The 25,833-nt window shown below is 37.4% G+C and carries 24 protein-coding genes; 4 read left to right on the top strand and 20 right to left on the bottom strand.

Annotated elements, in window-relative coordinates; all coding sequences use genetic code 11:
- Nucleotides 1-95: 95 nt before the first annotated feature.
- The 11 genes from LS684_RS07710 to LS684_RS07660 all read right to left on the bottom strand — a co-directional run bounded on the left by LS684_RS07710 (nucleotide 96) and on the right by LS684_RS07660 (nucleotide 13,186).
- Nucleotides 96-2,021 carry a stage V sporulation protein D gene (locus LS684_RS07710; RefSeq protein WP_233811031.1) on the bottom strand — a complete coding sequence of 642 codons (1,926 nt, stop codon included), beginning with the start codon at nucleotides 2,019-2,021 and terminating at the stop codon, nucleotides 96-98.
- Between the two features lie 111 nt (nucleotides 2,022-2,132).
- Nucleotides 2,133-4,340 (bottom strand): penicillin-binding protein, encoded by a 2,208-nt coding sequence (locus tag LS684_RS07705; protein ID WP_233811030.1) that lies wholly within the window; start codon nucleotides 4,338-4,340, stop codon nucleotides 2,133-2,135.
- Complete coding sequence (ftsL, locus tag LS684_RS07700) at nucleotides 4,340-4,699, bottom strand: cell division protein FtsL (protein WP_233811029.1); 360 nt, start codon at nucleotides 4,697-4,699, stop codon at nucleotides 4,340-4,342. The genes LS684_RS07705 and ftsL overlap by 1 nt, the downstream gene beginning before the upstream one ends.
- Nucleotides 4,700-4,723: 24 nt before the next feature.
- On the bottom strand, nucleotides 4,724-5,656 hold the full coding sequence (gene rsmH, locus LS684_RS07695) for a 16S rRNA (cytosine(1402)-N(4))-methyltransferase RsmH (RefSeq protein ID WP_233811028.1): 933 nt from the start codon (nucleotides 5,654-5,656) through the stop codon (nucleotides 4,724-4,726).
- A 77-nt stretch (nucleotides 5,657-5,733) separates the two neighbouring features.
- A complete protein-coding gene (gene mraZ / locus LS684_RS07690) occupies nucleotides 5,734-6,165 on the bottom strand; it encodes a division/cell wall cluster transcriptional repressor MraZ (protein ID WP_233811027.1) in 432 nt (143 codons plus the stop codon).
- Between the two features lie 565 nt (nucleotides 6,166-6,730).
- Entirely contained in the window at nucleotides 6,731-8,362 is a 1,632-nt protein-coding gene (gene bshC, locus LS684_RS07685; protein ID WP_233811026.1) for a bacillithiol biosynthesis cysteine-adding enzyme BshC, read from the bottom strand.
- 74 nt (nucleotides 8,363-8,436) lie between these two features.
- Nucleotides 8,437-8,826, bottom strand: coding sequence for a DUF3397 domain-containing protein (locus tag LS684_RS07680; RefSeq protein WP_233811025.1), 390 nt, complete (start codon nucleotides 8,824-8,826; stop codon nucleotides 8,437-8,439).
- Nucleotides 8,827-8,830: 4 nt separating this feature from the next.
- A complete protein-coding gene (locus tag LS684_RS07675) occupies nucleotides 8,831-9,727 on the bottom strand; it encodes a 2-dehydropantoate 2-reductase (protein WP_233811024.1) in 897 nt (298 codons plus the stop codon).
- Between the two features lie 209 nt (nucleotides 9,728-9,936).
- A complete protein-coding gene (locus LS684_RS07670) occupies nucleotides 9,937-11,478 on the bottom strand; it encodes an acyl-CoA carboxylase subunit beta (protein WP_233811023.1) in 1,542 nt (513 codons plus the stop codon).
- A 138-nt stretch (nucleotides 11,479-11,616) separates the two neighbouring features.
- Complete coding sequence (locus LS684_RS07665; RefSeq protein ID WP_233811022.1) at nucleotides 11,617-11,829, bottom strand: acetyl-CoA carboxylase biotin carboxyl carrier protein subunit; 213 nt, start codon at nucleotides 11,827-11,829, stop codon at nucleotides 11,617-11,619.
- A 13-nt stretch (nucleotides 11,830-11,842) separates the two neighbouring features.
- Nucleotides 11,843-13,186 carry an acetyl-CoA carboxylase biotin carboxylase subunit gene (locus tag LS684_RS07660; protein WP_233811021.1) on the bottom strand — a complete coding sequence of 448 codons (1,344 nt, stop codon included), beginning with the start codon at nucleotides 13,184-13,186 and terminating at the stop codon, nucleotides 11,843-11,845.
- Nucleotides 13,187-13,420: 234 nt separating this feature from the next.
- On the opposite strand from LS684_RS07660, the gene LS684_RS07655 reads away from it, so the two are divergent.
- Nucleotides 13,421-13,894: an N-acetyltransferase gene (locus LS684_RS07655; protein ID WP_233811020.1), complete on the top strand. Its 474-nt coding sequence runs from the start codon at nucleotides 13,421-13,423 to the stop codon at nucleotides 13,892-13,894.
- Between the two features lie 139 nt (nucleotides 13,895-14,033).
- Here the strand turns inward: LS684_RS07655 and LS684_RS07650 are convergent, their stop codons facing one another.
- The 4 genes from LS684_RS07650 to LS684_RS07635 form a co-directional block, all read right to left on the bottom strand.
- On the bottom strand, nucleotides 14,034-14,669 hold the full coding sequence (locus LS684_RS07650) for an RsfA family transcriptional regulator (RefSeq protein ID WP_233811019.1): 636 nt from the start codon (nucleotides 14,667-14,669) through the stop codon (nucleotides 14,034-14,036).
- A 97-nt stretch (nucleotides 14,670-14,766) separates the two neighbouring features.
- The gene (locus LS684_RS07645) at nucleotides 14,767-15,525 is read right to left on the bottom strand and encodes an enoyl-CoA hydratase/isomerase family protein (protein WP_233811018.1); all 759 of its coding nucleotides are present in this window, start codon (nucleotides 15,523-15,525) and stop codon (nucleotides 14,767-14,769) included.
- Between the two features lie 138 nt (nucleotides 15,526-15,663).
- On the bottom strand, nucleotides 15,664-15,837 hold the full coding sequence (gene rpmF / locus LS684_RS07640; protein ID WP_009791160.1) for a 50S ribosomal protein L32: 174 nt from the start codon (nucleotides 15,835-15,837) through the stop codon (nucleotides 15,664-15,666).
- Between the two features lie 89 nt (nucleotides 15,838-15,926).
- Nucleotides 15,927-16,460 carry a YceD family protein gene (locus LS684_RS07635; RefSeq protein ID WP_233811017.1) on the bottom strand — a complete coding sequence of 178 codons (534 nt, stop codon included), beginning with the start codon at nucleotides 16,458-16,460 and terminating at the stop codon, nucleotides 15,927-15,929.
- Between the two features lie 268 nt (nucleotides 16,461-16,728).
- Between LS684_RS07635 and LS684_RS07630 the strand changes: the two genes are divergently transcribed.
- The gene (locus LS684_RS07630) at nucleotides 16,729-17,970 is read left to right on the top strand and encodes a nucleotidyltransferase (RefSeq protein WP_233811016.1); all 1,242 of its coding nucleotides are present in this window, start codon (nucleotides 16,729-16,731) and stop codon (nucleotides 17,968-17,970) included.
- A gap of 7 nt (nucleotides 17,971-17,977) precedes the next feature.
- On the opposite strand, the gene LS684_RS07625 is transcribed toward LS684_RS07630, so the two are convergent.
- Nucleotides 17,978-18,997 (bottom strand): SepM family pheromone-processing serine protease, encoded by a 1,020-nt coding sequence (locus tag LS684_RS07625; protein WP_233811015.1) that lies wholly within the window; start codon nucleotides 18,995-18,997, stop codon nucleotides 17,978-17,980.
- Between the two features lies 1 nt (nucleotide 18,998).
- Nucleotides 18,999-19,784: a patatin-like phospholipase family protein gene (locus LS684_RS07620; protein WP_233811014.1), complete on the bottom strand. Its 786-nt coding sequence runs from the start codon at nucleotides 19,782-19,784 to the stop codon at nucleotides 18,999-19,001.
- A 679-nt stretch (nucleotides 19,785-20,463) separates the two neighbouring features.
- Between LS684_RS07620 and ylbJ the strand changes: the two genes are divergently transcribed.
- Complete coding sequence (gene ylbJ, locus LS684_RS07615) at nucleotides 20,464-21,687, top strand: sporulation integral membrane protein YlbJ (protein ID WP_284701585.1); 1,224 nt, start codon at nucleotides 20,464-20,466, stop codon at nucleotides 21,685-21,687.
- A 294-nt stretch (nucleotides 21,688-21,981) separates the two neighbouring features.
- Here ylbJ and coaD read toward each other — a convergent pair whose 3' ends face one another.
- The 3 genes from coaD to LS684_RS07600 form a co-directional block, all read right to left on the bottom strand.
- Nucleotides 21,982-22,464, bottom strand: coding sequence for a pantetheine-phosphate adenylyltransferase (gene coaD / locus LS684_RS07610; protein WP_233811568.1), 483 nt, complete (start codon nucleotides 22,462-22,464; stop codon nucleotides 21,982-21,984).
- Between the two features lie 20 nt (nucleotides 22,465-22,484).
- Entirely contained in the window at nucleotides 22,485-23,036 is a 552-nt protein-coding gene (gene rsmD, locus LS684_RS07605; RefSeq protein WP_233811013.1) for a 16S rRNA (guanine(966)-N(2))-methyltransferase RsmD, read from the bottom strand.
- Between the two features lie 442 nt (nucleotides 23,037-23,478).
- Nucleotides 23,479-24,936: a stalk domain-containing protein gene (locus LS684_RS07600; RefSeq protein ID WP_233811012.1), complete on the bottom strand. Its 1,458-nt coding sequence runs from the start codon at nucleotides 24,934-24,936 to the stop codon at nucleotides 23,479-23,481.
- A gap of 372 nt (nucleotides 24,937-25,308) precedes the next feature.
- Between LS684_RS07600 and LS684_RS07595 the strand changes: the two genes are divergently transcribed.
- Nucleotides 25,309-25,698, top strand: coding sequence for a DUF7147 family protein (locus LS684_RS07595; protein ID WP_233811011.1), 390 nt, complete (start codon nucleotides 25,309-25,311; stop codon nucleotides 25,696-25,698).
- The last annotated feature ends 135 nt before the right edge of the window (nucleotides 25,699-25,833 follow it).

Raw genomic sequence — 25,833 nt, 5'->3', positions numbered from 1 at the left:
ACTTTTAACGATTATTTAACAGAAAATAGAAAAAGGGACTAGATTATTTATCCATAGACCCATTAATAAAGGCGGCGTTTAAGCCGCCTCTCATTCTACTCTTCTGGTTTATCACTGAAATATAGTCGAATGGTCGAACCTTCCTTCAGTTTCACACCCGCTTGTGGGGTTTGTTTCACGACAATATCTCCTTGCCCACTTGCATCAATTTTGAGATTAACCATTATTTCTTGAATCTCTCGCTTCGATAGGCCAACAACATTTGGGACTTCTACCATTGGTGTATCTAACCAAGTTGTTTCCTTCTCAATCTGCCCTTTTCTAGGTTCTACACCCATTGCTCGCAAACTATCTCCCATGATATTACCTACAATTGGAGCAGCAACAACGCCACCAAACTGGATCGTTCCTTTTGGATTATCGACAGCCACATAAACAACTAATTCTGGATCATCTGCTGGAGCAAACCCAATAAAGGAAACGATATAATTATTCTCCATATATTTTCCATCTTTAACTTTTTGGGCAGTACCTGTTTTCCCACCTACCCGATAACCATCTACAAAGGCATTCTTCCCACTTCCTTGAGCAACAACCGTTTCAAGAGCATGCCTAATTTCCTTAGATGTTTCCTCTGAAATGACTTTTCTCTTTGCAACTGGAGAAGTTTTCATCATTACTTCATCAGTAACTGGGTTTATTAACTCTTTTGCAATATATGGGGTATAAAGAGTTCCACCATTTACCGCAGCAGAGATAGCTGCTACCTGTTGAATTGGAGTAACCGAAACTCCTTGCCCAAAGGATGTAGTAGCCAATTCAACAGGTCCTACACGATCGAGATTAAATAATATCCCTTTTCCTTCACCTTGAAGATCAATTCCTGTTTTCTGACCGAACCCAAAATTTTTAATATATTTAAACAGGGTTTCTTTCCCTAAGCGGTCACCTAGCTCGATAAAACCTGGGTTACATGAATTTTGAACAACCTCGAGAAAAGTTTGGCTTCCATGACCTCCGCTTTTCCAACAATGAATTTTCGCTCCACCCACCTTAACAAAGCCTGGGTCATGAAAATGATCTTTTTCTAAGTCAACTTTTCCCTCTTCAAGGGCAGCTGCTAGCGTAATAATCTTAAAGGTGGATCCTGGCTCATACGTACTCCAAACAGGTAAATTACGATTATATACTTCGGGAGGAACCTCTTGAAAGTTTGTTGGATTGAAATCAGGTCGGCTAGACATTCCAAGAATTTCTCCTGTATTCGGATTCATTGCAATTGCTACTAACCCATCTGGATTATATTTAGCTTCTGCAATATCCAATTCTCGTTCCATAATAGTCTGAATCTTTGAATCGATCGTTAGTTTCAGGTCCATTCCATCAACTGGAGGCTGATAATCATCAGCCATGTCATTCATTCTTTTCCCCTTTGCATCTGCGTAAAACTGAACGGAGCCTTCTTCTCCATTCAATTCTTTATCATAATAAAGTTCAAGCCCCATTAACCCTTGATTATCGATTCCTGCAAAACCAAGCACATGAGATAGATAATCTCCAAAAGGATAATGTCTTTTGGAATCTTCCCCGATATACACACCTTCAATCCCTAAAGCCCTAATTTCTTTAGCCTTCTCATGAGAGATTTTTCTTCCTTCTTTGAGACGAACAATTGAAGCTACCTTTGTAATTTCTTTGTATGCCGTTTCTTTTGACATATTTAATGTAGCTGCTAGTTTTTCTGCAGCAGTAGCAGGGTCTTTTATCTGCCTTGGGACAACATAGACAGTTGGTGCACTTATATTAGTGGCTAGAGGAACTCCATTTCGATCGACAATCTCTCCACGTTCGGGCTCAAATGGGATATTTCGGCTCCACGAATCCTTTGCTTTTCCTGTTAGCATATCCCCGAGAAAAAATTGAACATATCCAAGCCTTAGATCAATGATGAAAAAAATAAGAATACCTACTAATAAAGCTATCGTCAATCTTTTTCTGACGGTCACATTCGATACACGCATGTCTAACGAACCTCCTTAAGTTATGGCTCGTCTCAATATATGCTTGTACCTATTGAATTAGAACGTTGTTCCGATTGAAGCATTCTGTAACATAATCTGTTCAAACAGGCATTAATCGTGGACTTGATCCTCGCTATCTTCTGAACTTTCCGCCTTTCCCGCTTTTTCCATTTGCTGCTGTGGAGTCTCTAGCTCTAAAATTAAGTACTCTCCACTTTTAATTTTCGCACCTGCTTGAAGATTTTGTTTGACTACATATCCACTTCCAACAATATTTAATTGCAAATCTGCCATCTTCGCAACCTTCATCGAATCCCTTAATGACCAGCCAACCATATTTGGCACTGTTAGGTCTCCATCTGTTTTTAATATTACTTTTTCTCCTTTAAGAAGCTTCGCGTTTGCTTGTGGAAGCTGAGAAACAATTTTATCCCCAGTGCCTAACACCTCCACATGCACTCCTAATGATTGAAGCTGCTTAACCGCTTGATCTCTCGATACCTCAGACAGATTCGGTGTTGTTTTAATAGTCGTTTCCTTTGTTAGGTTTGGCTCAATGTTCAAATATTGAAGGCTGTTCTTCATAACAGGTTTAAATATTTCAGATACCGGCTCTGCTCCACTAACTGATTCGTCAATTTCTGGTTGCTGAACGGAAACATAGATGACTAATTGTGGTTCATCCTTAGGAGCCATTCCTAAAAAAGAAAAGATATAATTTTTATGACCTTCTAAATATCTTCCATTAGGACCTGGAATTTGCGCTGTTCCTGTTTTCCCTGCAACCTCATAGCCATCAATATTGTAACGGTTAAACCCCGTACCCTTTGGAGAAGATACAACGGTTTCCAAGTAATCTCTTACTAGCTTCGCTGTATCAGCCGATACAGGAGTACCCACAACCTCTGGCTGATAGTCTTTTACAATCTCATTCGTATCTGGATCGACAATCTTATCTACCACATGGACCTGCATCATCTTTCCGTTATTTGCTATAGCTGTTGCTGCCTGAACTTGTTGAATTGGAGTAATAGCTGTTCCCTGACCAAACCCTGTTGTAATTTTTTCAAGGGGATAATTATATAGTACCTTCCCACCAGTTTCATTTGGTAGATCAATTCCAGTTGGTTGATCAAACCCAAACTTGGTCAAATAATCTCGATAGGTTTCAAAGCCAATTTTGTCTTTCACAAGTTTTGCAAAAGCAACATTGGACGATCGCTGTAGTCCTTCTAAATAAGTAATACTTCCCCACCCAACGTAATTATGGTCATGAATAGGTGAAGAATTCTCAGTTACTTTATATCTACCTGATTGAAACCATTCATTTGGATTAAAAACGTTCTCCTCAACAGCAGCTGCAAGTGTAAATATCTTCATCGTTGACCCTGGCTCAAAGGAGTTTTCAATGGCCTCGTTATGCCAGCTATCAGCAATGCCTTCTCTGGTTTTCGGGTGAAAAGTTGGCCTTTGCCCCATCGCCAATATTTCACCTGTTTTCGGGTCAGCGACTATGGCAACCATTTTTTTTGGATTATACTTATCTTGCACTTTGTTTAATGTGTCTTCTAACAGTGTTTGAATTTTCTTATCAAGTGTTAAATAGACATCTTTACCATTCTGGGCAGGTTTAACTTTTTCGGTCCCATCAGGTAAAATGACCTCCCATAAATCACTTTCGTATTGGATACTGCCGTTTTGTCCGGTTAAGAGATCATTTAAATTTTTTTCTATGCCAAGCTGTCCAACATTCTCACTTACACCTGACTTGTTTTTTTCTTCCATGGCGTAACCGATTACGTGAGAAGCAAATACACCATTCGGATAAAAACGCTTCTTATCTCGAATAAATGTAATTCCTGGTAACTTCAAATTTTCAATTTCTTTCTTCGTTTGAAAAGAGATATCTCTTCCTGCCTTGCCAAATTCAATCTGAAAGGTATCTTCCTTCACATCTGTCAGCAAGCTATAAATCTCAGATTCTTTTAAGTTAATATATTTCGCTAACTCGCTTGCCGTTTTTTTAGGATTGGACACATAGTTTGGCTTCATTTTTTCGGAAAGGATGGCTACGAGTGTATACGAAGAAGAGTCTTCAGCAATAACCTCACCGTTTTGGTCAAGGATTTTCCCCCGCACTGCTTCAATGACACCTTCTTTTGCGTATTTTTGCTGTGCTTTAACAGCTAGTGGTTGTCCTGCTGCTTCACCTGTTACTTGAATATAAATAATTCGAGAAATCAAGACAAAAAAGAGCAGACAAAATATTACAAATAATATCGCTGCTCCTACATTGATATTTGGCTGTTTCTTACTCATTACTCTTGCACAACCTTAACATTGTTATCATTAAGTTTTAAGCCTAACTCTTCCGCTTTTGCTTTTATTCTCTCGTATGCACTAAGCTCGCTCACTTGCATTTCAAGGTCATTGTTTTCCCGTTGCTTTACATCAATTGACGCCTTTGTTTCATGTATATCTTTGTTAACTTTGTAAATCGCCGTTTGGTTCGAAATAATGTTAACAGAACCAATGCAAAGAATCGCCCCAAATAATAATCCTAACACTTTTTCTCCAGGGGACAACCAAGGCATCCTATTAGCTTGTTTTTTTGGTGCTTGTACGGATTGCTGCTGACGTTTTTCCTCTTGCTGAAGTTTTCTAGCAAGATTACTCATAATATCCCTCCTGTTTAAAATGTATTATATTTTTTCGATAATTCGAAGCTTTGCTGATCTTGATCGGTTATTTCCTTCCAATTCTTCTTCAGAAGGGATAATCGGTTTTCTAGTAATAACTCGTAATTTAGGCTGGTATTCTTTAGGAATAATTGGTAGTCCTGGCGGAAGGTCAGGCGTTTGACTGGCCTCTTTAAAGGCTACTTTACATATGCGATCTTCTAGTGAATGAAAGGTTATCACGCAAATTCTCCCACCAGGATTTAGTAAGTCCATTGCTTGGTTAAGTGAATCCTTGAATACTCCTAATTCATCGTTTACAGCAATTCGAATGGCTTGGAAAATTCTTTTTGCCGGATGCCCACCTTTTCTTCTTGCAGGAGCAGGGATTCCATCCTTTATTAGTTCTACTAATTCTGATGTCGTTTCAATCGGCTTCTTTTCACGTGCGGCTTCAATTTTTCTCGCCACTTGTTTCGAGAATTTTTCTTCTCCATATTGAAAGAATATTCGAACAAGATCTTCGTAACTCCAATGGTTTACGACATCATAGGCACTTATTGATGCATCTTGATCCATCCGCATATCAAGAGGTGCATCATGGTGATAACTAAATCCTCTTTCAGGAGTATCAAGCTGAGGAGACGAAACACCTAGATCATATAAAACCCCATCTACCTTATGTATTCCTTGCTTTTCTAACTCCTCTTGCAGATAAGCAAAATTACTCTTAATAATAATCAGCTGGTCGCCATAAGCTGCTAATTTCTCTTTTGCATTGGCAATGGCTACATCATCTTGATCAAATGCAATTAATTTTCCATCTTCAGAAAGCTTTGATAAGATAAGCGAACTATGGCCTGCACCACCTAGCGTGCAATCCACATAAATTCCATCTGGTTTTATATTTAATCCATCGACGGATTCTTCAAGTAATACAGTTGTATGTTTAAACATGCTGCTCCACCTTTCCAATCGTACCTTCTTTAGGAATTATAGCTTGTATTTTTGCGCTATTTAATAAAACATTCCCATTATATATCAAACCCAATCATATTTTCTGCAATTTCTGCGAAAGATTCCTCAGATTCCGCAAAAAAGTCTTCCCATAGCTGTTTGCTCCATATTTCTATTCGATTGGAAACTCCTACGATTACACATTCTTTGTCTATCTTTCCATATTGGAGAAGGTGGGATGAGATATTAATTCGACCTTGTTTATCAAGTTCACACTCGGCTGCTCCTGAAAAGAAAAAGCGAGTAAAAGCACGAGCATCCTTCTTTGTTAGGGGTAAAGCTTTTAGCTTTTCTTCAAGTAGCTTCCATTCACTTAACGGGTAGCCAAACAAGCATTGATCCAAGCCACGTGTCAGAATAAATGTTTCTCCTAAACTGTCACGAAACTTTGCAGGCACGATTAAACGGCCCTTAGTATCAACGTTATGATGGTATTCACCCATGAACATGCCTGCTACCCCCACTTTTTAACTCAAATGTACCACATTCCCCCACTTTCCACCACCTATTTTTATAAATTCTACCACTCGATGAAAATCCCTTCTTTTTCTTGGGTGTTTTTTGGAAAGGTTGTTTTCGTATAAAATGTTGCTTTTGAAACATGGATTGTTTTCCACTCCAAGAAACTCGCTTGCCGCAAGGCGAGTGGTGAGATTTCACGACTTCGCCTTTGGAGTCTCACCTGAACCACTGCTCCCGCAGACGTCTCGCATCCTTTCGCTCCAAACTGCTAACCTTCTTACGAAGAAGGAAATCTTTCCTGGTAAAAACTACAGTCTCTTAGAAAATAGCTTTTGGAAAAGAAAATCAGATATTCCTCTTCAACAATAAACCAACTCTTTCACTTGCTCTCCGCCTACGAGTGAGGGAAATTTCCTTTTCATTTCTTTTGAAGCGCTTAACATCCACTGAAAAATTTATAACTTTCTGATGAACAACAAAAAAGGGGCATGGAATGTATATGACATTCCATGCCCTTTTTCATTACTTTACTCTTCACTTTAGTGCCATAAATTATAGCTTTATTACTTTATGCGTACCATCAAATGAAAGTGGTTGGCTAATCATTTCATTAAACAAACCTAATCCATATTTGTTTAAGAAGTAGAACATATTCCATGTTCGCTCTTGTGGCCCACCATTCGGTCTTAGTGAGCTTTCAATTCGATCAAATTTAGATAGAATCGTTTCATATTTCCGTTGTACTGATTCTTCTACTTTACCATCCATAAAATGAAGCTGCTTAATGATTAGCTCTTCGTTCTTCTGAAGCAAAGGAAGGAGTCCTCTATCCTTTTGCTCTAACTCAGAACGAATCTGCTGATATGTTTTGGAGATATCTCTTTGAGCAGATTCAAGCAAATCCCGTACTTCGTGATGACGTACAGAAGATAAATACATTTCTTTTTCAGCTGTTGCACCTTTTGTTAAAGCATCAATTAAGTCGATCGATAACTCTTTCAATTCTGATTCAATCGCCCTCTCAAGAAGAGTGAAGTTTAGCCTTGGGACGATAGGTGGCATTTTGAGCTGCAAGTGCTCAAAAGCACCTTGTAATTCTCCCCAATACGCTATTTCTCCTGGGCCCCCAATAAACGCAATAGTTGGAAAGAGTAGATCTTGCATGATCGGACGAGTAACTACATTATTACTTAATTGTTCGGGTGTTCGTTCAGCAATGCTTTTAAGCTCATCTATCGAAATCCGAATTGTACCACTTTTCCCCAAGAATGAACCATGATGATCATATTCTAACAATACCCGCTCTTTATGTAATTCATCATAGTAAAAAAGGTTAGCTGCATTTTCTTTTATTTCTATTGTATTATTAATTCCCAGAGATTGTAACTCTGCTTGTTTGCTTTTTACAGCATTCGTAATCCCCTCAAATTCTTCAATCATTCGGTAAAAATAAGGAGATTCTAACTGTCTTAAACCTCTATCTGCCGAGTCAATTATTAATAGACCATGCTCTTTAAATAACTCCATAATCATGTAGGCGAAGAAATCTACAAAAGTACTCGATTTATCAATAGCACTTTTCGCAAACTGGATAAGGCCCCCGGTATGTTCACTTTCGCCTAACTGTTCAATCACTCCGTGTACCCAGTGCATACAAAGTTCATGATCGAGTGTTAGATTTGAAATCATATCTTTCTCGAAGACTCTTTCAGGGTAAACCTTCTTTTTCAAGGTGCCCCCATTGTTAATAAAAATGTGATTTACCTCATCATAATCATGATCCTCTCCAGCAATCCAAAACACTGGAATCACTGGTACATTTAATTCTTTTTCTTTTTCATTTGCAAGCTTAATAATGGAGATGATTTTATGTATCGAATAAAGTGGTCCCGTTAGTATTCCTGCTTGTTGTCCCCCAATAACCACTACACTATCATTATGTCTAAGTTTTTTTATCGACTCTTCCACTTGAAGGGAAGTAGGAAACTTCCTCATGTAGTCATTCAAATAATTCGCTAGCTCAGACCTTTGAAACGATCGGTTTCTTAGCTCTTGTAGCCTTAATTCATCGTCACCTTTATGAGAAAAGCGATAATGAAAAAAACGCTGAATCTCTTCGTTTTGCGCCAAATAATCCGTTACAAATGATTGGCGTGTCGGCAGAGAGAGATTTAAAACCTCCATTTATGTACTTCCTTTCTAGTCATCAATTTTCCCTCAGTATAGCATTGACGATATAAAAAAGAAAAAGACTTTGCTTATGATACGAAAGAAGTCACTCGATTAATGAGACCATACAGAAGTAGGAAGATGTATGCGGACATAAAGATTAAAAAATTGAAGCGCCAAATCCCTTTAAACACAAGTGGTATATTGATTTCCTTCTTTGTTTTCCAGTGAAGAATGACAAACATAATGGCAGTTAAGATAATAAAGATGATGATTAACCAAAGAAATGATTTTTCCCATATGACAAGCAGCAAATAATGTACAGCTAATATGATGAAAAATGTTGTAACATCTAAAGCGATAAGGACCGATTTCCGATGATGCTTTGTTAGCTGCTTACTAATAACAAATACCAAGATATACCCTAATAAAGGTACAGTAATGATTGTAGCGACAACGGATGAAAAAATAGCAGACATAACCTCACTCCCCTCTTCTATACTCTTGTCCTTTAATACTATGATAATAGCTAGTAATTAACTTAGACTGAAGATTTTTCGCTGTTGCCCTCTCTAAAAGGTATCCTAAAATCGCATCAACTTCTGTCCTACGGTTTTCCTCTAAGTCTTTAAGCATCGACGAGCGATTACCTGCTGTTTTCTCACATACTTCTTTTACATAACGATAATATTTTTCTTTATCTTGAAGTCCTAAGATCAAGCAGATTTCATCAAATAATTGTTGAAAGAGATTATGAAAATGAGGGTTAGAAATTAATTCCCCATTTGGTACTTTTAATATGGCAGTTAGCGGGTTCACCACTCCGTTTACCACCAATTTATTCAAAAGAATATTTTCATAACCTTCTTCAATATAAAATGGAAATTCAGATGAGGACGATGCAAGTAGCCAATCAATCATTCCATTGTCACTTGGAACGATTGGCGAAATCTTCGTCATGCCCATACCTGTATGTTTCACGAAATTTGATTTCATTCTCAATGCTCCATGATCAACAATTCCAACATAAACTTTCCAATGTTCAAGGGAACTTATCCCTTTTAAATGACCCATTCCATTTTGCAAAAATAGAATCGGTTTATCACTTTTTACACTTGTGATACGATCTAGTACATTGGGAAGATGATATTGTTTAACTGTAACAAACGTTAAATCCTCATCACCCCTCCACTCAGAAAATGGCAATGCTCTCACTTTTGTTAAATACTCATTATTACCAATCTCAATAAATAACCCTTCTTCTTCTATCAGCTTAGCTTGTTCAAGTGAGCGAGTATAAACAATCACTTCATTTTTCTGATTCAAATAGTAAGCAAAAAGTAGTCCGATTGACCCTCCACCAACAATTGCTATTTTCATTTTCCTACTCCTAACGTCAGAGTCTTAGTCATATTTTAACAGAATATTAAAATTTAAGAATAGAATCGTGCAAGAATCCCAAAAAATTCACGACCTTTTCACGAAATAGGAAATATTAGTAAAGCATCACTTTATAAAAAGAAAAAAGGCTGTCATAGGAGATGATGGTCTGACCTCCTTATGTTACAGCCTCAGCATTTTATACGATATTAAACTGGATATACAGGGTGTTTACGAACACTAAAGATAACTTCCTTTGTTTCATACAACTCAAACCTTTCAGCAAGAACATTTCTTAATTGTTCAGGTGCTACGATATCATCCACAATTAACTCTGATGCTAATCGATAAATATCGATATGCTCTTTATACTCTTGCTGTTTTTCTTGCACATACGCTAAGCGTTCTTTTGGATCTTCAATTTCATTAATTTTATTCGAGTAGACAGCATTGACCGCAGCTTCTGGGCCCATTACAGCGATTTGTGCTGTTGGGAGAGCAATACAACAGTCAGGCTCGAATGCTGGACCGGCCATCGCATATAATCCTGCACCATATGCCTTTCGCACGACGACAGAAATTTTTGGTACGGTCGCTGAGCTCATTGCCGCAATTAGCTTTGCACCATGACGAATAATTCCTGCCCTTTCAACTTTTGTCCCAATCATAAAACCGGGAACATCAGCTAAGAATAATAATGGAATATGGAATGCATCACAAAGCTGAATAAACTTCGCTCCCTTGTCAGCTGAATCTACAAATAATACTCCACCCTTCACTCTCGGTTGGTTAGCTACGATTCCAACTACTTTTCCATTGATTCTTGCCAATCCAGTAATCAGCTCTGGAGCAAACAGCTTTTTTATTTCAAAAAAACTTCCTTCATCAATAAGCGTATCAATACACTCATACATATTGAACGGGGCATTTTGATTCGTCGGAATAATTTCCTCTAGAGATCGACCCGCTTTCGGTTCAACAACAGGAATTTCCTTCGTTTTTTCTTTAAAATTTGCTGGAAAATAGGTCAAATATTGACGAGCAAACTGAATTGCTTCTTCTTCATTCTGAGCAAGTACGTCGCCACATCCACTAACAGAGCAGTGCATACGGGCTCCACCCATTTCTTCCAATGTTACTTTCTCCCCTATAACCTTCTCAGCCATCCTTGGGGAACCCAAATACATAGAAGCGTTTCCATCTACCATAATAACGATATCACAAAAAGCAGGGATATAGGCTCCACCTGCTGCTGAAGGGCCGAACAACAAACAAATTTGAGGTATCATTCCAGAAAGCTTGACTTGATTATGGAATATCTTACCTGCCCCTCTTCGGTTCGGGAACATCTCTAATTGATCTGTAATCCTTGCTCCAGCAGAATCAACTAAATATAAGAGTGGAACTTTTAATTTCTCAGCCGTTTCCTGGATCCTGATTATTTTCTCAACCGTTCTTGCTCCCCATGAACCAGCTTTAATTGTGGAATCATTGGCCATAACACAAACCGTTTGTCCGTTAACCTTCCCTATTGCTGTAACAACCCCATCAGCTGGAAGGTCATCTGCTTTACAATTCGCAAATTTTCCATCTTCTTCATACTTCCCGTTATCAAATAATAATTCTAAACGCTTTCGGACAAAAAGTTTATTCTGTTCTACTAACTTCTCATGGTATTTCGGCTTACCACCTGCTTCAATCTCCTTGCTTTTTTCCAAAAGCGTTTCTGTTAAAGTTTTCGTTGTAGTCATGCCTTTCCTCCTCTATCGATGATGAACGTTCTTATCACCACTGCTTCAGCCGCATATTTCGGTTAACTGAATTCATATTACCTGCAACATTTCAGCTATTCGCCGCCCTATTCAACTTCAGATAAGCTATCTTAAAAATTATTCAATTATAAGCAATACATCGCCTTCATTAACAAAATCACCAATATTCACCTTTACTTCTACAACCGTTCCTGCTTCTTCTGCTTCAACAGGGATTTCCATTTTCATCGATTCAAGCATTAAAACCTCTTGCCCTGCCGCCACTTGATCTCCACTATTTACCAACACATTCAATACTGTTCCAGCCATAGTTGAAGTAATTTGTTTCATAGTTCTATTCCTCCTATTTTTTCACTAGCTTTTTTTCAGCTAAGTATGCAGTTGTATAATTTCCATTTAAGAAATCCTCTTCTTGAAGAATCTCCTTGAATAATGGAGCATTCGTTTTAATTCCTGTAATCGTTAATTCCTCAAAAAATCTCAAAGCGGATTGAATCACTTCCATTCTTGTATTTCCGAAAAAGATACATTTCGAGATCATTGGATCATAAAACGGACTCACAGTGGAACCACCTATATATCCAATATCCATACGAACGGGGCTATCTTCATTCCAAACGAACGTGTCAATCTTTCCTGGAGATGGGAGAAAGGTAACCGGATCTTCTGCATATAAACGGAATTCCATCGAAAACCCATTTTGGCCGATTTCCTCCTGCATTAATGGAAGTTTTTCTTCACGTGCAACAAGAATTTGCCATTTAACCAGGTCTAATCCTGTTATCATTTCCGTAATTGGGTGCTCTACTTGGAGACGTGTATTCATTTCTAGAAAATAGAAGTTTTCATCCTCATCTACAATAAATTCAATCGTTCCTGCATTCTTATAGCTCACTGCTTTCGCAGCTTGCTTAGCAACTTCATACATTTTTTCCTTTGCTTCATTAGATAAAAAAGGAGTAGGTGTTTCTTCAATCACTTTTTGATTTCTTCTTTGAACTGAACAATCGCGTTCATATAAATGAACAATATTACCAAAGTTGTCACCAAACACTTGAACCTCAACATGTCTCGCATTATCAATATACTTCTCAACGAATACTTCATCTGACCCAAAGTAGGCTTTTGCTCTCGATTTCGTTGAGTCATACGACTTAACGAGCGCTTGCTCATTTTCACAGCGAACCATTCCGATTCCACCGCCGCCACCGCTTGCTTTTAACATAACAGGGTAGCCAATTGTTGAAGCGAGTTGACATGCCTCTTCAAGTGTAGTCACACCTGCTTCACTACCAGGTACAACAGGGACCCCAGCTTTTTGCATGGTCGTACGTGATACTATTTTATCGCCCATCAACTCAATTGTTTCTGGACTTGGTCCAATAAACTGAATCCCTTCTTCTTTAACTTTTCTCGCAAATGATGCATTTTCAGAAAGAAAGCCATAACCAGGATGTATTCCATCGACTTGTTCCCTTTTTGCTATATCCAAGATAAGCTCTGTATTCAAATAAGATTTGTTTACAGGCGGCTCTCCAATACGAAATGCAAAGTCAGCTTCGGTTACAAAAGGCATTTCCTTATCTGCATCTGAATAGACAGCAACTGTTTCAATCCCCATGTTCTTGCATGTTTTTATTATTCTTAACGCTATTTCCCCTCGATTAGCAATCAATATCTTTTTCAAATTCAGTCCCCTTTCTGACCTATTGTCCTTTCATCCAATTATTATTTCTACAATCTTCTGACATTTTCCTGCTATCATTTGAAAACGCTTACGAAATTATGGCAGAATTTTTTGTATTTTTGTTATATAATAATAGAAAGCTACCTTTATTTCTTTTCGGTAGATTCCTATTTATGTTATTCACACATTTAGTGATGTATTCTATAAACTAAGACAATCAAGGAGGAATAACAGATGCAGCATAAGGTCGTAAGGTTAAAAGTCAACTATAAAACCTTAGAGGAATTTAAAAGGTTTAAAGAGTATGGCCTTCAAGAATTGTCCATGCTAGAGGATTTGGAAGCCAATATTATCGAGAATGACAGCGATTCTCCTTTCTATGGAATTTACTTTGGCGATAAATTAGTTGCTCGAATGAGTCTATACCAAGTGGAAGCAAAGTTTAACCGTTATTTCGATCCTCCACAGAATTATTTGGAGCTTTGGAAGTTAGAAGTGCTACCTGAATATCAGCATAAAGGGTTCGGAACTGCACTTGTAGAATATGCGAAAGAATTTGGACTCCCCATTAAAACTAACCCAAGAGTGAAATCAAAGGATTTCTGGGAAAAAATGAATTTCAACTCTGTGACTTATGATATGGGAAGAGACTTAGGAGAAAATCCACTTCTATGGTTTCCAAAAGGGGTAACAGAACAACAAGTTTAAACAACATTTAAGAAATACAGTGTTTGTGCTGTATAGCCTTATTGGAAATAGTGAAATACAATTTAAGCTTTTCCACTTATTGATTGATAACAAAGCTTCCTACACATATATAAAAGAGCGGACATTTGTCCGCTCATTCTTATTTCTCCACCTTTTCAAGATTTCCGTTTTTATCCATTTGAAATCGAACCTTCTGTTGACGGTCTTCATCTTGTAGAACAACCATTTTCCTTGCACGTTCCATAATTTCAATTAAAGCTTTGTAATCTTCTTCCACCATTTTCAGGTCTTTTGTTAATTTTTCATTTTCTGCAGATAAGTAATATAACTTCTTCTCAAGGCTTTGAACCTGGTCTTGATATTCCTTTATTTTATCTTCTGATTGACTTTTTGCTTCGGCTTTTTCATATATACCTTTTAGATAATTAATTGCTTGTTCAAATCCAAATTCTTGTATATCTGACTCTACATTAGGAGTATTTTCAGCATGTATAGGTGTTTCAGCATCTTGTTTCTCAGTTTGTTGAACTTCGATCTCTACCGGTTTCTTTGCTTCCTTACGCTGTTTCTTAGCTAGCTCTATTCCTGATTTGTACTGTTTTCTTACATAAGAATTCCAGCGAAAGCCACATGCTGCAGAGGTTCTATTTAATTGTTTACCAACCTCCTCAAATGCTTGTAGCTGTGTTCCACCCTCGCGAATATGTCTTAATACCACTTCTGCTAAAAATAAGTCTTCATCTTGAGACCAGGCATCTTGTCTTGTTGTTGGCATTGGTCTATCCCTCCTAGTGTTTTTTATTCATACATATGCACTTGCTAGAAAAGATAGACTGATATCCAGTAAGATTATTCATATTTACACAATCTTTTTATTTTTTGTTAACAAATATTTCAACTTGTCTATGGTGCTCTTCTCTTTCCCAAAGGATGGCACATTTCCTTACTTCCTCATTCATTCTTTCTTTTAAGTGTGAATTCTTCCATTTACTGATCAGTATAGATTTATAAGCTTGTAAAACTTCCCCATCTAATTCAAGGGTTTTTGTTAAAAAATCCCGAATAGCAACAGTAGGCTGTTCTTCATATACCGCATGGATAAATCCCATATCTTGTAATTGATCTACGCTGTATTTGTCCGCTTCCATCAATAGCTTCATCACGTTATGTGGTAATAGTTTTTCTGCAAGGAGTGTTCCCCCACCCCAGCCAGTAGTGATTGCTAGTTTTCCTTGTATAAACCCTGCTTTCACTCCAGTTCGAGCAACCCTATAGTCACATGCTGTTGCGATTTCACAGCCTCCTCCTACCGCTGTTCCGTTTAATAATGCAACAGTAGGTTTCGGAAGAATAGCTAGTTTATATAATATATTTGCCATTTTTGACAGCATTTGGTATGCTTCAGATTCAGTTCTAAGCTCATGAAAGACAGAGAGATCTCCACCTGAACAAAAGGCCTTGTCCCCTGCACCTGTTATGACAAGTGCTTTAACATGCTTATCTAGCGCAGCAGAAATAGCCGATTCTAATCCTTCCATCACTTCATAATTGATTGCATTTCGTCTCTCTTCTCTATTAATTGTAAAAAGCAAATAACCACTTTCATGTCTCTCTAATAAATATGGCTTCAACAATTACTCTCCCCTTTCTCTCCCCATATTGTAAGTTCCTTCAGTTCAAGATTTCAATATATTCTAAACACTTTTTATGTATAAAAACGACAAAAGCACAAGAACAATATTGTTCTTGTGCTTATATCTCAGAGAAAATTAGTCGTTTACAACTTCTTTTCCTTTGTATGTTCCGCAAGCTTTACATACGCGGTGAGCAAGTTTCATTTCTCCACAGTTTGGGCATTCCACCATACCAGGAACTTGTAGTTTGAAATGTGTGCGACGCTTTCTCTTCGCAGTTTTAGATGTTCTTCTAAAAGGTACAGCCATTCTTCCCACCTCCTTAAAGATAATTAAGAAAGTTATGAAGGCCAGATCAAACTGGTTACTTCAATGGTTTCTTTTTGTTCCTCTAATTATTATGAATCAGAGGAGTTATCATTTTGATCGAAAAACTTAGCAAGTCCTGCAAGACGAGGATCTACTTTATCCGCTTTTTCTTGCTCATGAATCACTTCCCAATCTTTTCCAGATTGAGGAGCAGCTTCCTGATCACTATGAGGAAAGTCCTCACAAAAGACTTGCATTGGCACTTCAAGTAGAAGGATTTCTTGCAGCACTGATGTCAGATCTACAACATCTCCTATTACTTGATGAATTTCCCCATCTACTTCATAATCTGAAGGCTTCAAAAGGAAAGTCTCTGTTGTTTCAACATTAATTGGATAATTCACATCAACTAACGTACGAGAACAAGGTAGAACTAAATGACCTTTTATTTTTACATGAAAAGTCACTTTACTCGAATCTATATCTGCACGACCAGTTATCCGCATAGGTGAAACTTCACGAATTGTAGAATCAACTTGTTTAATTTCATCTAGCCTGACCGTTTCATCAATCAGAAAGTCCTTGCTTCGTTGTTTTTGTAATTGACTAATTGTCCATTTCATACGAATCACCCCAAGGCAACAAAGGTAATTATAGCTTTCATATAATTATTTGTCAATATTTTTTCTTTACACTATAATGTAGTCAATATGTACATGAATTAATCACGTTTCCTCATTGTAACAAATATTTTGTTGCAAATGAACTACTATTTTGTTCTTTCTTTCAAACATGAAGTAAAATTTGACTTTTCATCTAGATATAGCTTCAAACATTTCTACAAACTTACTTCATTAATCATTTTCAATACATACCATAAGGAGATATTAGATGAATGCAGTTGGAGTTGTTGTAGAATACAATCCTTTCCACAATGGACACGCTTACCATCTGGAAATGGCTAAGAAGACAGCAAATGCGGAGGTTGTTATCGCAGCCATGAGCGGCAATTTTCTGCAAAGGGGCGAGCCCGCACTTTTGTCAAAATGGGCAAGGGCTAAGATGGCGTTACTAGGGGGCGCAGACCTTGTTTTTGAGCTTCCCTATCAATTTGCTACACAGAAAGCAGAAACGTTTGCAAACGGGGCAGTATCTCTTCTATCAAGTGTTGGTTGCCAATCTATCTGTTTTGGCAGTGAAGATGGAGACGTTAATCGTTTTTATCAAACCGCCTCCTTTATAAATAACCATCATGATGAATTTCAGATGAAAATCAAATATCATATTGAAAAAGGAATCAGTTATCCATCAGCCATTTCACAAGCATTTAAAGATCTTTCACCTGATGAAGAGGTAATTGATCTATCCAAACCAAACAATATACTTGGGTTTCATTATTTACAAGCGGTACAAAAGCTAGCGCCGTCTATAAACATATTTACTGTATCAAGAAAGAGTGCAAATTACCATGATGAGCATTTTGCCTCAAGTACGATAGCAAGTGCGACAAGTATACGGAAAACATTATTTTCGGATGATGGCTCTATTCAAGGTGTTAAACAATATGTACCGGAAAGTACATATCGTCAACTTGTCGATTATTACCATGCTTACGGGTCATTTCATTCATGGGAGAATTATTGGCCATTACTTAGATTCCGTCTACTCCAAACGAATCCTGAAGAATTGCGACGTGTTTACGAAGTAGAAGAAGGCATTGAACATCGATTAATCTCGATCGCATTAACATCCAATAGTTTTTATGATTTTATGAAAAAATTAAAAACCAAACGATATACTTGGACAAGACTTCAACGTATTTGTCTACATGTTTTGACAAATTCCTTGAAATCGGAAATGTCTAATCACGACGAGCAAGTTAAATTCCTACGCCTATTAGGAATGACGGAAAAGGGTAAAATGTACTTAAATAAGATGAAGGGACAAACATCTGTACCGATTGTCTCAAAACTATCTGCACATCAGCATGAGCCAGCAATCAAGCTTGACATCCGTGCAAGTAGATTGTTTGCCCTAGGAGCTATTGAGAGCAAACGACAACTGCTGCTGGATCTTGACTATAAACAGCCACCTATTATCATTCGCAAGCAAAATAAAAACGGCACTCAATAGTGCCGTTTTATTTTGCTCGAAGTGATTGTAAATAGGCAATAGCCTCTGAAAATGTATCAATAGGTACAATTTTCATATTAGTACCAATATCCTTTGCAGTTGCGCTCGCAGCACGATAATTCGAATCCGCTGCACCGCCTTCATTTGGAGCAAAAAAGATTTCAGCTCCTGCTTTGTCTGCTGCAATTATTTTTTGTTCAATCCCTCCGATTGGACCCACATTCCCTTCAGGATCTATAGTTCCAGTTCCCGCTATTTCATATCCCTTCGTATAATCGTCCACCGTTAACTGATTATAAATCTCTAATGCAAACATTGTTCCAGCAGACGGTCCACCAATTTTTTCAGTTTCCACCTCTACTACTGGATCTACAATTATTTCTTTATCATCTACTAGGCCAATACCTACGCCAACCTTACCTGGTCTATCCTCAAATTCCTTTAACGGAATTGTCACTTCTTTTACGACCTGATTACGTTCAAATGTCAATGCAATCTCTTGACCATCTCCCAGATTTTCCACATATGAAACAAATTCAGTTGATGACTTAAATTCTTTCCCATCCACTTTAAACACTCTGTCGCCAGCCTGTAATTTGTCTTCCGCAGGCATCCCTGGAATCACATTTAGTACATAAACCCCTCGATACTGATAATTTACTGGAATTCCTGCTGCTTCATAAGCTACTTCAATAGCAGCTAGCTTGGAGGATGCCATTAAGTGCAGTTGACGAACATTATATTCTTCATCTGTTTCGTCTTCACTTCGGATCACTTCAACAGGGTAAATCTCTTCGTACTTATTCAGCTTTGCAAGTAAATAAGAATATATATTCGCTTTACCCATCCTTACAGTCGTTAGCATAAAGCTTCCTTTTTCTTCATAACCATTTTCTACTTCGATTATTGGACTTAACTCCATTGCTTTTCCAGGTTTCGATACATAATAAGGTAAACTATATAATGAACCTCCAACTAAAAGGATTACAATGATTAAGAAAGAACGAACTACAAATTTATTGCGCATGTTACTGCTGCTCCTCCCACTTCTTCATTAATAGCTTGATTTGATTTAGGTGCTTTTTCGTTTCTTCCTCACCAATCGCTATTATTTCTTCAATATTAGTAAATGCCCTTGAGCTATACATTTCTACTCGAGGTCTAATCATAATATCCGATGCAATCGCTCGATGGGATACAAGCTCCATCTGCATAATATCAATACTTTGCATGATAACGTCATATATGGAGGTGATCTCTGTATTCGTTTTTACATGTGACACATCTACAGCTATAATCAATTCGGCCCCCATGTCTTCTACAACAGATACGGGAATACGATCAATTACACCACCGTCAACAAGAATTCTCCCCTCATGTTTTTCTGGAACGAAAATGCCAGGAATAGATATGCTTGCTCTAACTGCGTCAGCAATTGGCCCATTTTTAAAGACAACCTTTTCTCCTGCCATTAAGTCAGTCGCTACAACATGTACAGGAATATCCAGCTCCTCAAGTGTTTTACCATGAGTAAATACTTTGATTAATTCCTTTACACGTTTCCCAGCAACAAAACCCATTTTAGGTACGGTAAAATCCAAATAGTATTTCCGTTTAAATGCGGTCGCAAGCTTATAAAGTCGGTCAACTTCTAATCCTGCACCATAAAAGCAACCAACCATAGCCCCCATACTGCTTCCAGCAATAAAATCAATTGGAACTCCCTCATCTTGAAGCACTTTAATAACACCTAAATGAGCAAAACCTCTTGCTCCACCAGAACCTAACGCCAAACCAATTTTGGGACGAGACAACGAAATCCCCCTCTTTGTGCTATCACCTCAGTTAAGGAGGCAATATTTTTGCAATGCTACACCCTAGACAAAGCTTTTCCTGCATCTAGCAATCAAATAGGTATACTACAGACCAATCGATCATTAGCCTGTTAAAGAGCAAAAGCTGATGACTCCTTAGTCAGGCTAAAGCAAGTAAGACAGTTTAGAAAAGAAGGCGTTCTGTGCCTTCCATTCTAAATTGGCTTATGACCTTGAGAAGTTGGGCACTCGTGCAGGATGTCGAAGCGCTTACTTACAATCGATCAATTGTATATTCCCTAAGCAACAAACAAAGTTAACGGTATGTACTTCAATCTTATGGTCTAATTTTTTGTTCTATGAGTATATTGAGTTATATGAGGACAAGGCTTACCGAATAAAATGAATAAGTTTATGTATTAGGATAAGCTTAACGCAAGTTATTTTTGTCCTTCTTTTTGTGTTTATTATGACAGCAAAAAAACTCTAGTGATATAGTATCCATTTTAAATTGGTTTATGACCTCGAGGGGCAAAGCGCAGGAACTGGATGTCAAAGCGCTTTTCTACAATGAATGTTTTTTATAATTATATGAAGTAATAAGTAAAGTTTCATCCTATTTTACCACTGATTATACGGGTTGTCATTGGCAGTACACCTCGGAGGGAGGATATTCAGTTTGTTTCGTTCTAAGGTAAAAACAATATTTCTAGCTTTATCTGTTACGATCATGGCAGCGTCGTTAATTTCATTCCCACAAGAATCAGTAGATGCATCCATTAGAGGTCTAAATATGTGGTGGGAAATTGTCTTTCCATCGCTCCTCCCATTCTTTATCGTATCTGAGATGTTAATTGGTTTTGGAGTTGTTAAGTTTATCGGAGTCCTATTCGAACCATTTATGAGACCACTATTCAAAGTTCCAGGAGTAGGTGGATTTGTCTGGGCAATGGGAATGGCATCTGGATTTCCTGCAGGGGCCAAGCTAACAGCTCGGTTGAGACAAGAAAAACAATTAACCCAAATTGAAGCTGAAAGGCTTGTCTCCTTTACCAATTGCTCAAATCCATTATTTATTTTCGGTGCAGTTTCCGTAGGCTTTTTTTATAATGCAAAGCTTGGGGTAATCCTTGCCCTTTCACACTACCTCGGGAATATTACGGTTGGTTTAATTATGAGGTTTTATGGAAGAGAAGAAGAAAAGAGCACAAACAGTTCAAAAAGACCTTTTTCATTAAAGGCAGCGTTTCGTGAATTGCACCGCACTCGAATTAATGATAATCGCCCAATCGGAAAGCTACTTGGGGATGCAGTTATGTCTTCTATCCAGACGTTATTAATGATAGGTGGATTCATCATTCTTTTTTCAGTTATTAATAAGCTGCTTTTTCATTTGCAGGTGACAGCATTTTTTGCTAATTTCATTGAATATGCTCTATCCCTTATTCAATTTCCAGAGATTCTAAGTATCCCATTCTTTTCAGGCCTTTTTGAAATCACTTTAGGCAGTCAAATGACAAGCCAAATTCAAGAAGCCACACTCATGCAACAAGCAGTGATTACAAGCTTTGTCTTAGCCTTTAGCGGTTTTAGCGTTCAAGCCCAAGTAGCCAGCATTCTAGCTCAAACAGATATACGCTTTAAACCTTTCTTTATAGCGCGGATTATGCATGGATTTTTTGCTAGTATTTATACTTATCTCCTCTGGCAACCAATCTATGAGCAATTCTATGGGAATGAACAGCCATCTAATGCAATCCCTGTGAGTATGTTTACCGATCCTTCCTGGATTCAAAGTCAATTAAATATCCTAATCCAAACAGGTCCTTTAATTACTATTGCTGCATTGATGCTTTATATAATTATTTATACAAAAAGAATCATGACGGAAAAACATAACTAAATGACTCTTTCTCAAAGAGGAACAATGACTTTTTAAAATAGTTAGATTGTAAAAACAAGTTCGTTCCACCTGCGCTGCAGACACCCGAATTCCGCGGGGAGGAAGCTGAGCCTCCTCGCTGCGCGTTGGTGTCTCAGCCTTCCCTCTATTTCCTTAGTAGTCGAGTGTCTTCCGCTCTATTCCACTATTTTTTAAAGTGTGTTTTCCAAACAAACAAAAATACCCGAACTAGTAGAGATAACTCCTGATCGTTCGGATAGATCATTGACTGAAATAGTTATGTCCCAGCCTCTTCTATTTTGCAAACTTTGCTCTTAAACCCGTTTCTACAATAGGTGGTACCAACTCGGATATATCTCCGTTGTATTTCGCAACTTCCTTTACAATACTTGAGCTTAAAAAAGAATATTGATTATTAGTCATAATAAAAAATGTTTCAATATCATCATTTAGCACTCGATTCATTGAGGTAATTTGCATTTCATATTCGAAATCAGAAACGGCTCGTAAGCCCCTAATAATCGCACTAGCTTGTACCCTTTTGGCATAATCCATTAAGAGCCCTTGAAAGGAATCTACTTTAACATTAGGGATTCCCTTTGTTACTTCTTTTATTAATTCAATTCGTTCTTCTACTGAGAAAAGTGGATTTTTTGACGAGTTATTTAAAACGACTACATACACCTCATCAAATACTTTTGCACCTCTTGTAATAATATCTAAATGCCCATATGTAATAGGATCAAAGCTACCTGGACAAACTGCAATACTCCCCATCATCGTACCCCCAGCAATCTTTATTCATATGTATAAATCGATATCGCAATCATTCCGTATCTTTCATACTTTGACTGAGTCAATTCACCAACCTTATTCGGAAGGCTCACATCATGACTATGTTCGCATACAATTAACCCCTCATGTTTCAATAGCTTCTGCTCATCAATGGTTTCCAACAAACTTACAAGTTGCTGCTTTTTATATGGGGGATCTAGAAATATATAATCAAAAGCTATCTCCCGCTTGATAATAGCTTTTAATGCTCGAACAGAATCATTTCGATAAATTTCTACTTGGTCTTCTATTCCACAAGCTTTAACGTTTTCATGGACCGTCTGAACAGCCTTCCCATCACGATCAACGAATATGACCTTTTCAAGTCCCCGGCTAATTCCTTCAATTCCAAGTCCACCACTTCCAGCGAACAAATCCAGACCATATCCTCCATTAAAATATGGACCAATAATGTTAAATAAGGCTTCTTTGACTTTATCTGTTGTCGGTCTTGTTGTATTTCCTGGGACCGCTTTCAAAGCTTTCCCCTTGTATTTCCCTGAAACTACTCTCATTATTTGATCACCTATTTATCGACTTGTTTCTTCATTATCCTACCATATCTATATCGTCTATCCAACAATGAAAAGTGAAAAATCCTTTCTACCATTTAATAACCGGTACAGATATGTTTAGTTTAACTCAATTCATAATCTTTTTTAATGGTATCAACAGAATATATTTACTTCCAAAAAAAATGACAAAGAATAGAACTCTTTCCACAAAAGACAATAAAAATTTTTCCTAGGTTATGTGTATAACACTTCCTATTGTGGAAATAATGAAGGTAACAACATCTAATCGAGGTGTTGTTGCCAACCGCGGAGAAGACTTACGTTTCCCCATAAGTTCTTCCTCCGGTTTCTCCTCTCCCTTTGCCTTCTATCCTTAATTGGATATAGAAGGACCCTGCAGTATTTACTGCAGGGTTTTCTTTTTTTAAAATAGAGTGACTTGTTATTCAATAGTTGTGTTGGAATTAAAAGTCTGACTTACCAAAACTTTGTCCTCTGTCTCCGATATAGAAATGCTGAACAGCGACTCCAACCAACGCTCTTCCATATAAATCTTCTCATTGATTATCTCTAATGGATTTTCTAGCAGTCCGTAATCCTCTTCATTGTAGATAAATATATTTTTATTTAGATAAAAACGGTAGCTATTGTTTCCCTTGGTTAACAGTAACGTAGCTTGATCGGAAAGAACTTTCACCTCAAAGCCAAGAGACGTAAGGGTTTCATTAAATGGATATATCCTTTTATTATCCTTTATTATGATATCGATTGATCCATGTGTATCTGTTTCATCATTCGTGGTTAATAATTTGGATTCAAAGAAATATAATGGGATAAATTTGGTTGCCTCATTCTTATTTAATGTAAAAAAGTGTGTCTTCTTGCCTTTAATGTTCTCAAGAAATTCGTTCAATTTCTTTATGTCTAATAGGTCTCGTTCTTGATGAATCTGTTCAAGGAATGTAGCAACCTCAACTTTTGTTAATTTACTATTAAGCTCAGCAATTAATTTGGAGCCTTTATCCGACTTACTTTTTTGTCCCGTTGCCATAGAGGTTAGAACATCTATTATCCATTTCTCTTCAATTGGTAATTCCGAGAATTTATCTGTAAAATAGACTGATACGATTTTTCTTTCAATCACACTAGCATCTGTATTTTGCCCAGTGATGATAATCCCCTTCCCATGACTTGCTTTATACTGATCAGTAATTACTATATTCAACCGTAGAGGATCATTCATTTGGCTAATAACATGAAAGTGTTCAGTCCACTGTATAGCAGAATTTGGAAAGGAATAATATTCCAATCCTTTAGGGCCTTTTTGTTTCTCTATAGGAACAGGTTGCCAGTAGAGAGAGGCTCCTTGCCCATCTCCTTCAAAAACATAGAAATCAATCAAGTTAAATTTTTCATATCCTTTTAATGGAGCTCCAACTACCCATCCTCCATCTCTTCTAGATTTATCGACAATTTCATAAGTCGTTTGAGATATAACTACATCTGGAAGAGAAAGTGTCCAATCATTTAGAAGAAACGCTCTTGACTGGTTTTTTAAAGGAATTGAATAGGTAAGGGTAATTTTCCCATTCTCTGCCAAGAATGTGTTTGGGTTTTCGTCTTTAGACGAACATGAAACTCCTTCTTCATTTATACACTGCCATGTTGCAACACCTTCTGAAGATAGAATTCTATATTCCTTACCTACAGTTAGATTGCTAATGGTTTGGGTGATTGACAAGCCTCCAGCTGTTGATTCAACCGTAATTATTTGAGGGACTTTTTCAAGCAACTCGCCATTCGGATCATTTTCTTCTGAATAGGCATTCCATTGCCAAAATAGCATCCCACCTGCAAAAGATGTTAATATTAGTAAAATTAAGAAGGATGCTCTCCACATTGACATTCTCTCCTATCAAGATATTCTACTCTTACAATATCAAATAGAGGGACTTACGTCACATGAAATTTTAATAAATTTACTGTAATTTTTCCGTTGAGAATAAAAAAGGTCTATCGACTCATTTCTTTTGGCTGTATGATCAAGCTCAATTTCTTTAATGGCTTAAAGTTCTAAACCGTACACAATGTCTATATGAAGAAAGTCAATCACTACGATTCAGCACGTCACCCACCATTTTCATACGATCTACTTTCACTTATTGGATTGACCCTTCTAATTCTTGAGAGAAAATGTTAAAGTATGATGGAATATCACTAGATTTTGGCGTAATTTGATATGTACCTTTAGTATTGAGGAGGAGGAAAAGGATTGATCCAACGTTTTATTGAATTGGGTGAAGGGTATTCTGATATATACGAACTGATAGAAATTGCGAAGGCTAACTCTCACCGATTGTCACATATGATGGCATTACATACAACTATCAATGATAAAGAAGTAACTTCATTAATTGTTGTGCTACACCCAACAACACCTGGTGATTTCCAGCCTTTATACATCTGCCGGGAAGGGATCCCAAACCCATCCGTTTTACCGAATAAAAGATATGATTTATTCGCCGAAGCGGCAGCAGCATTAGGAAAAGAAATGATTCAATTTTCAGTAAAGCCTTCAAATATTTTTGCAGAAAAAGAATTATATTACCAGCAATTAATTGGTATTTTACGATTAAACCATTATATTCCACCATTAAAATGAGTAGTTGATTCCACAATGGGCAATCTCTTTACTGAGGTCTAGGACAATCTATTTATAAAAATTCACTTCTACAATGACAAAAGGTATCGAGAAAACTCTCGATACCTTTTGTCAACAATCCAATGTTATGGTGAT

The organism is Cytobacillus spongiae (assembly GCF_021390075.1).
This window is presented reverse-complemented; position numbering and strand designations above follow the sequence as displayed.

Excerpts from the sequence above, each read along its gene's own strand:
- coaD (WP_233811568.1), bottom strand. The coding sequence starts at position 22,464 with ATGGGGAGTATTGCAGTTTGTCCAGGTAGCTTTGATCCTATTACATAT.
- LS684_RS07705 (WP_233811030.1), bottom strand. The coding sequence starts at position 4,340 with ATGAGTAAGAAACAGCCAAATATCAATGTAGGAGCAGCGATATTATTT.
- ftsL (WP_233811029.1), bottom strand. The coding sequence starts at position 4,699 with ATGAGTAATCTTGCTAGAAAACTTCAGCAAGAGGAAAAACGTCAGCAG.
- rsmD (WP_233811013.1), bottom strand. The coding sequence starts at position 23,036 with ATGAGAGTAGTTTCAGGGAAATACAAGGGGAAAGCTTTGAAAGCGGTC.
- LS684_RS07710 (WP_233811031.1), bottom strand. The coding sequence starts at position 2,021 with ATGCGTGTATCGAATGTGACCGTCAGAAAAAGATTGACGATAGCTTTA.
- LS684_RS07650 (WP_233811019.1), bottom strand. The coding sequence starts at position 14,669 with ATGCCAACAACAAGACAAGATGCCTGGTCTCAAGATGAAGACTTATTT.
- bshC (WP_233811026.1), bottom strand. The coding sequence starts at position 8,362 with ATGGAGGTTTTAAATCTCTCTCTGCCGACACGCCAATCATTTGTAACG.
- LS684_RS07600 (WP_233811012.1), bottom strand. The coding sequence starts at position 24,936 with ATGTGGAGAGCATCCTTCTTAATTTTACTAATATTAACATCTTTTGCA.
- rpmF (WP_009791160.1), bottom strand. The coding sequence starts at position 15,837 with ATGGCTGTACCTTTTAGAAGAACATCTAAAACTGCGAAGAGAAAGCGT.
- LS684_RS07635 (WP_233811017.1), bottom strand. The coding sequence starts at position 16,460 with ATGAAATGGACAATTAGTCAATTACAAAAACAACGAAGCAAGGACTTT.
- LS684_RS07655 (WP_233811020.1), top strand. The coding sequence starts at position 13,421 with ATGCAGCATAAGGTCGTAAGGTTAAAAGTCAACTATAAAACCTTAGAG.
- LS684_RS07665 (WP_233811022.1), bottom strand. The coding sequence starts at position 11,829 with ATGAAACAAATTACTTCAACTATGGCTGGAACAGTATTGAATGTGTTG.
- LS684_RS07630 (WP_233811016.1), top strand. The coding sequence starts at position 16,729 with ATGAATGCAGTTGGAGTTGTTGTAGAATACAATCCTTTCCACAATGGA.
- LS684_RS07675 (WP_233811024.1), bottom strand. The coding sequence starts at position 9,727 with ATGAAAATAGCAATTGTTGGTGGAGGGTCAATCGGACTACTTTTTGCT.
- rsmH (WP_233811028.1), bottom strand. The coding sequence starts at position 5,656 with ATGTTTAAACATACAACTGTATTACTTGAAGAATCCGTCGATGGATTA.
- LS684_RS07625 (WP_233811015.1), bottom strand. The coding sequence starts at position 18,997 with ATGCGCAATAAATTTGTAGTTCGTTCTTTCTTAATCATTGTAATCCTT.
- LS684_RS07670 (WP_233811023.1), bottom strand. The coding sequence starts at position 11,478 with ATGACTACAACGAAAACTTTAACAGAAACGCTTTTGGAAAAAAGCAAG.
- LS684_RS07680 (WP_233811025.1), bottom strand. The coding sequence starts at position 8,826 with ATGTCTGCTATTTTTTCATCCGTTGTCGCTACAATCATTACTGTACCT.
- mraZ (WP_233811027.1), bottom strand. The coding sequence starts at position 6,165 with ATGTTCATGGGTGAATACCATCATAACGTTGATACTAAGGGCCGTTTA.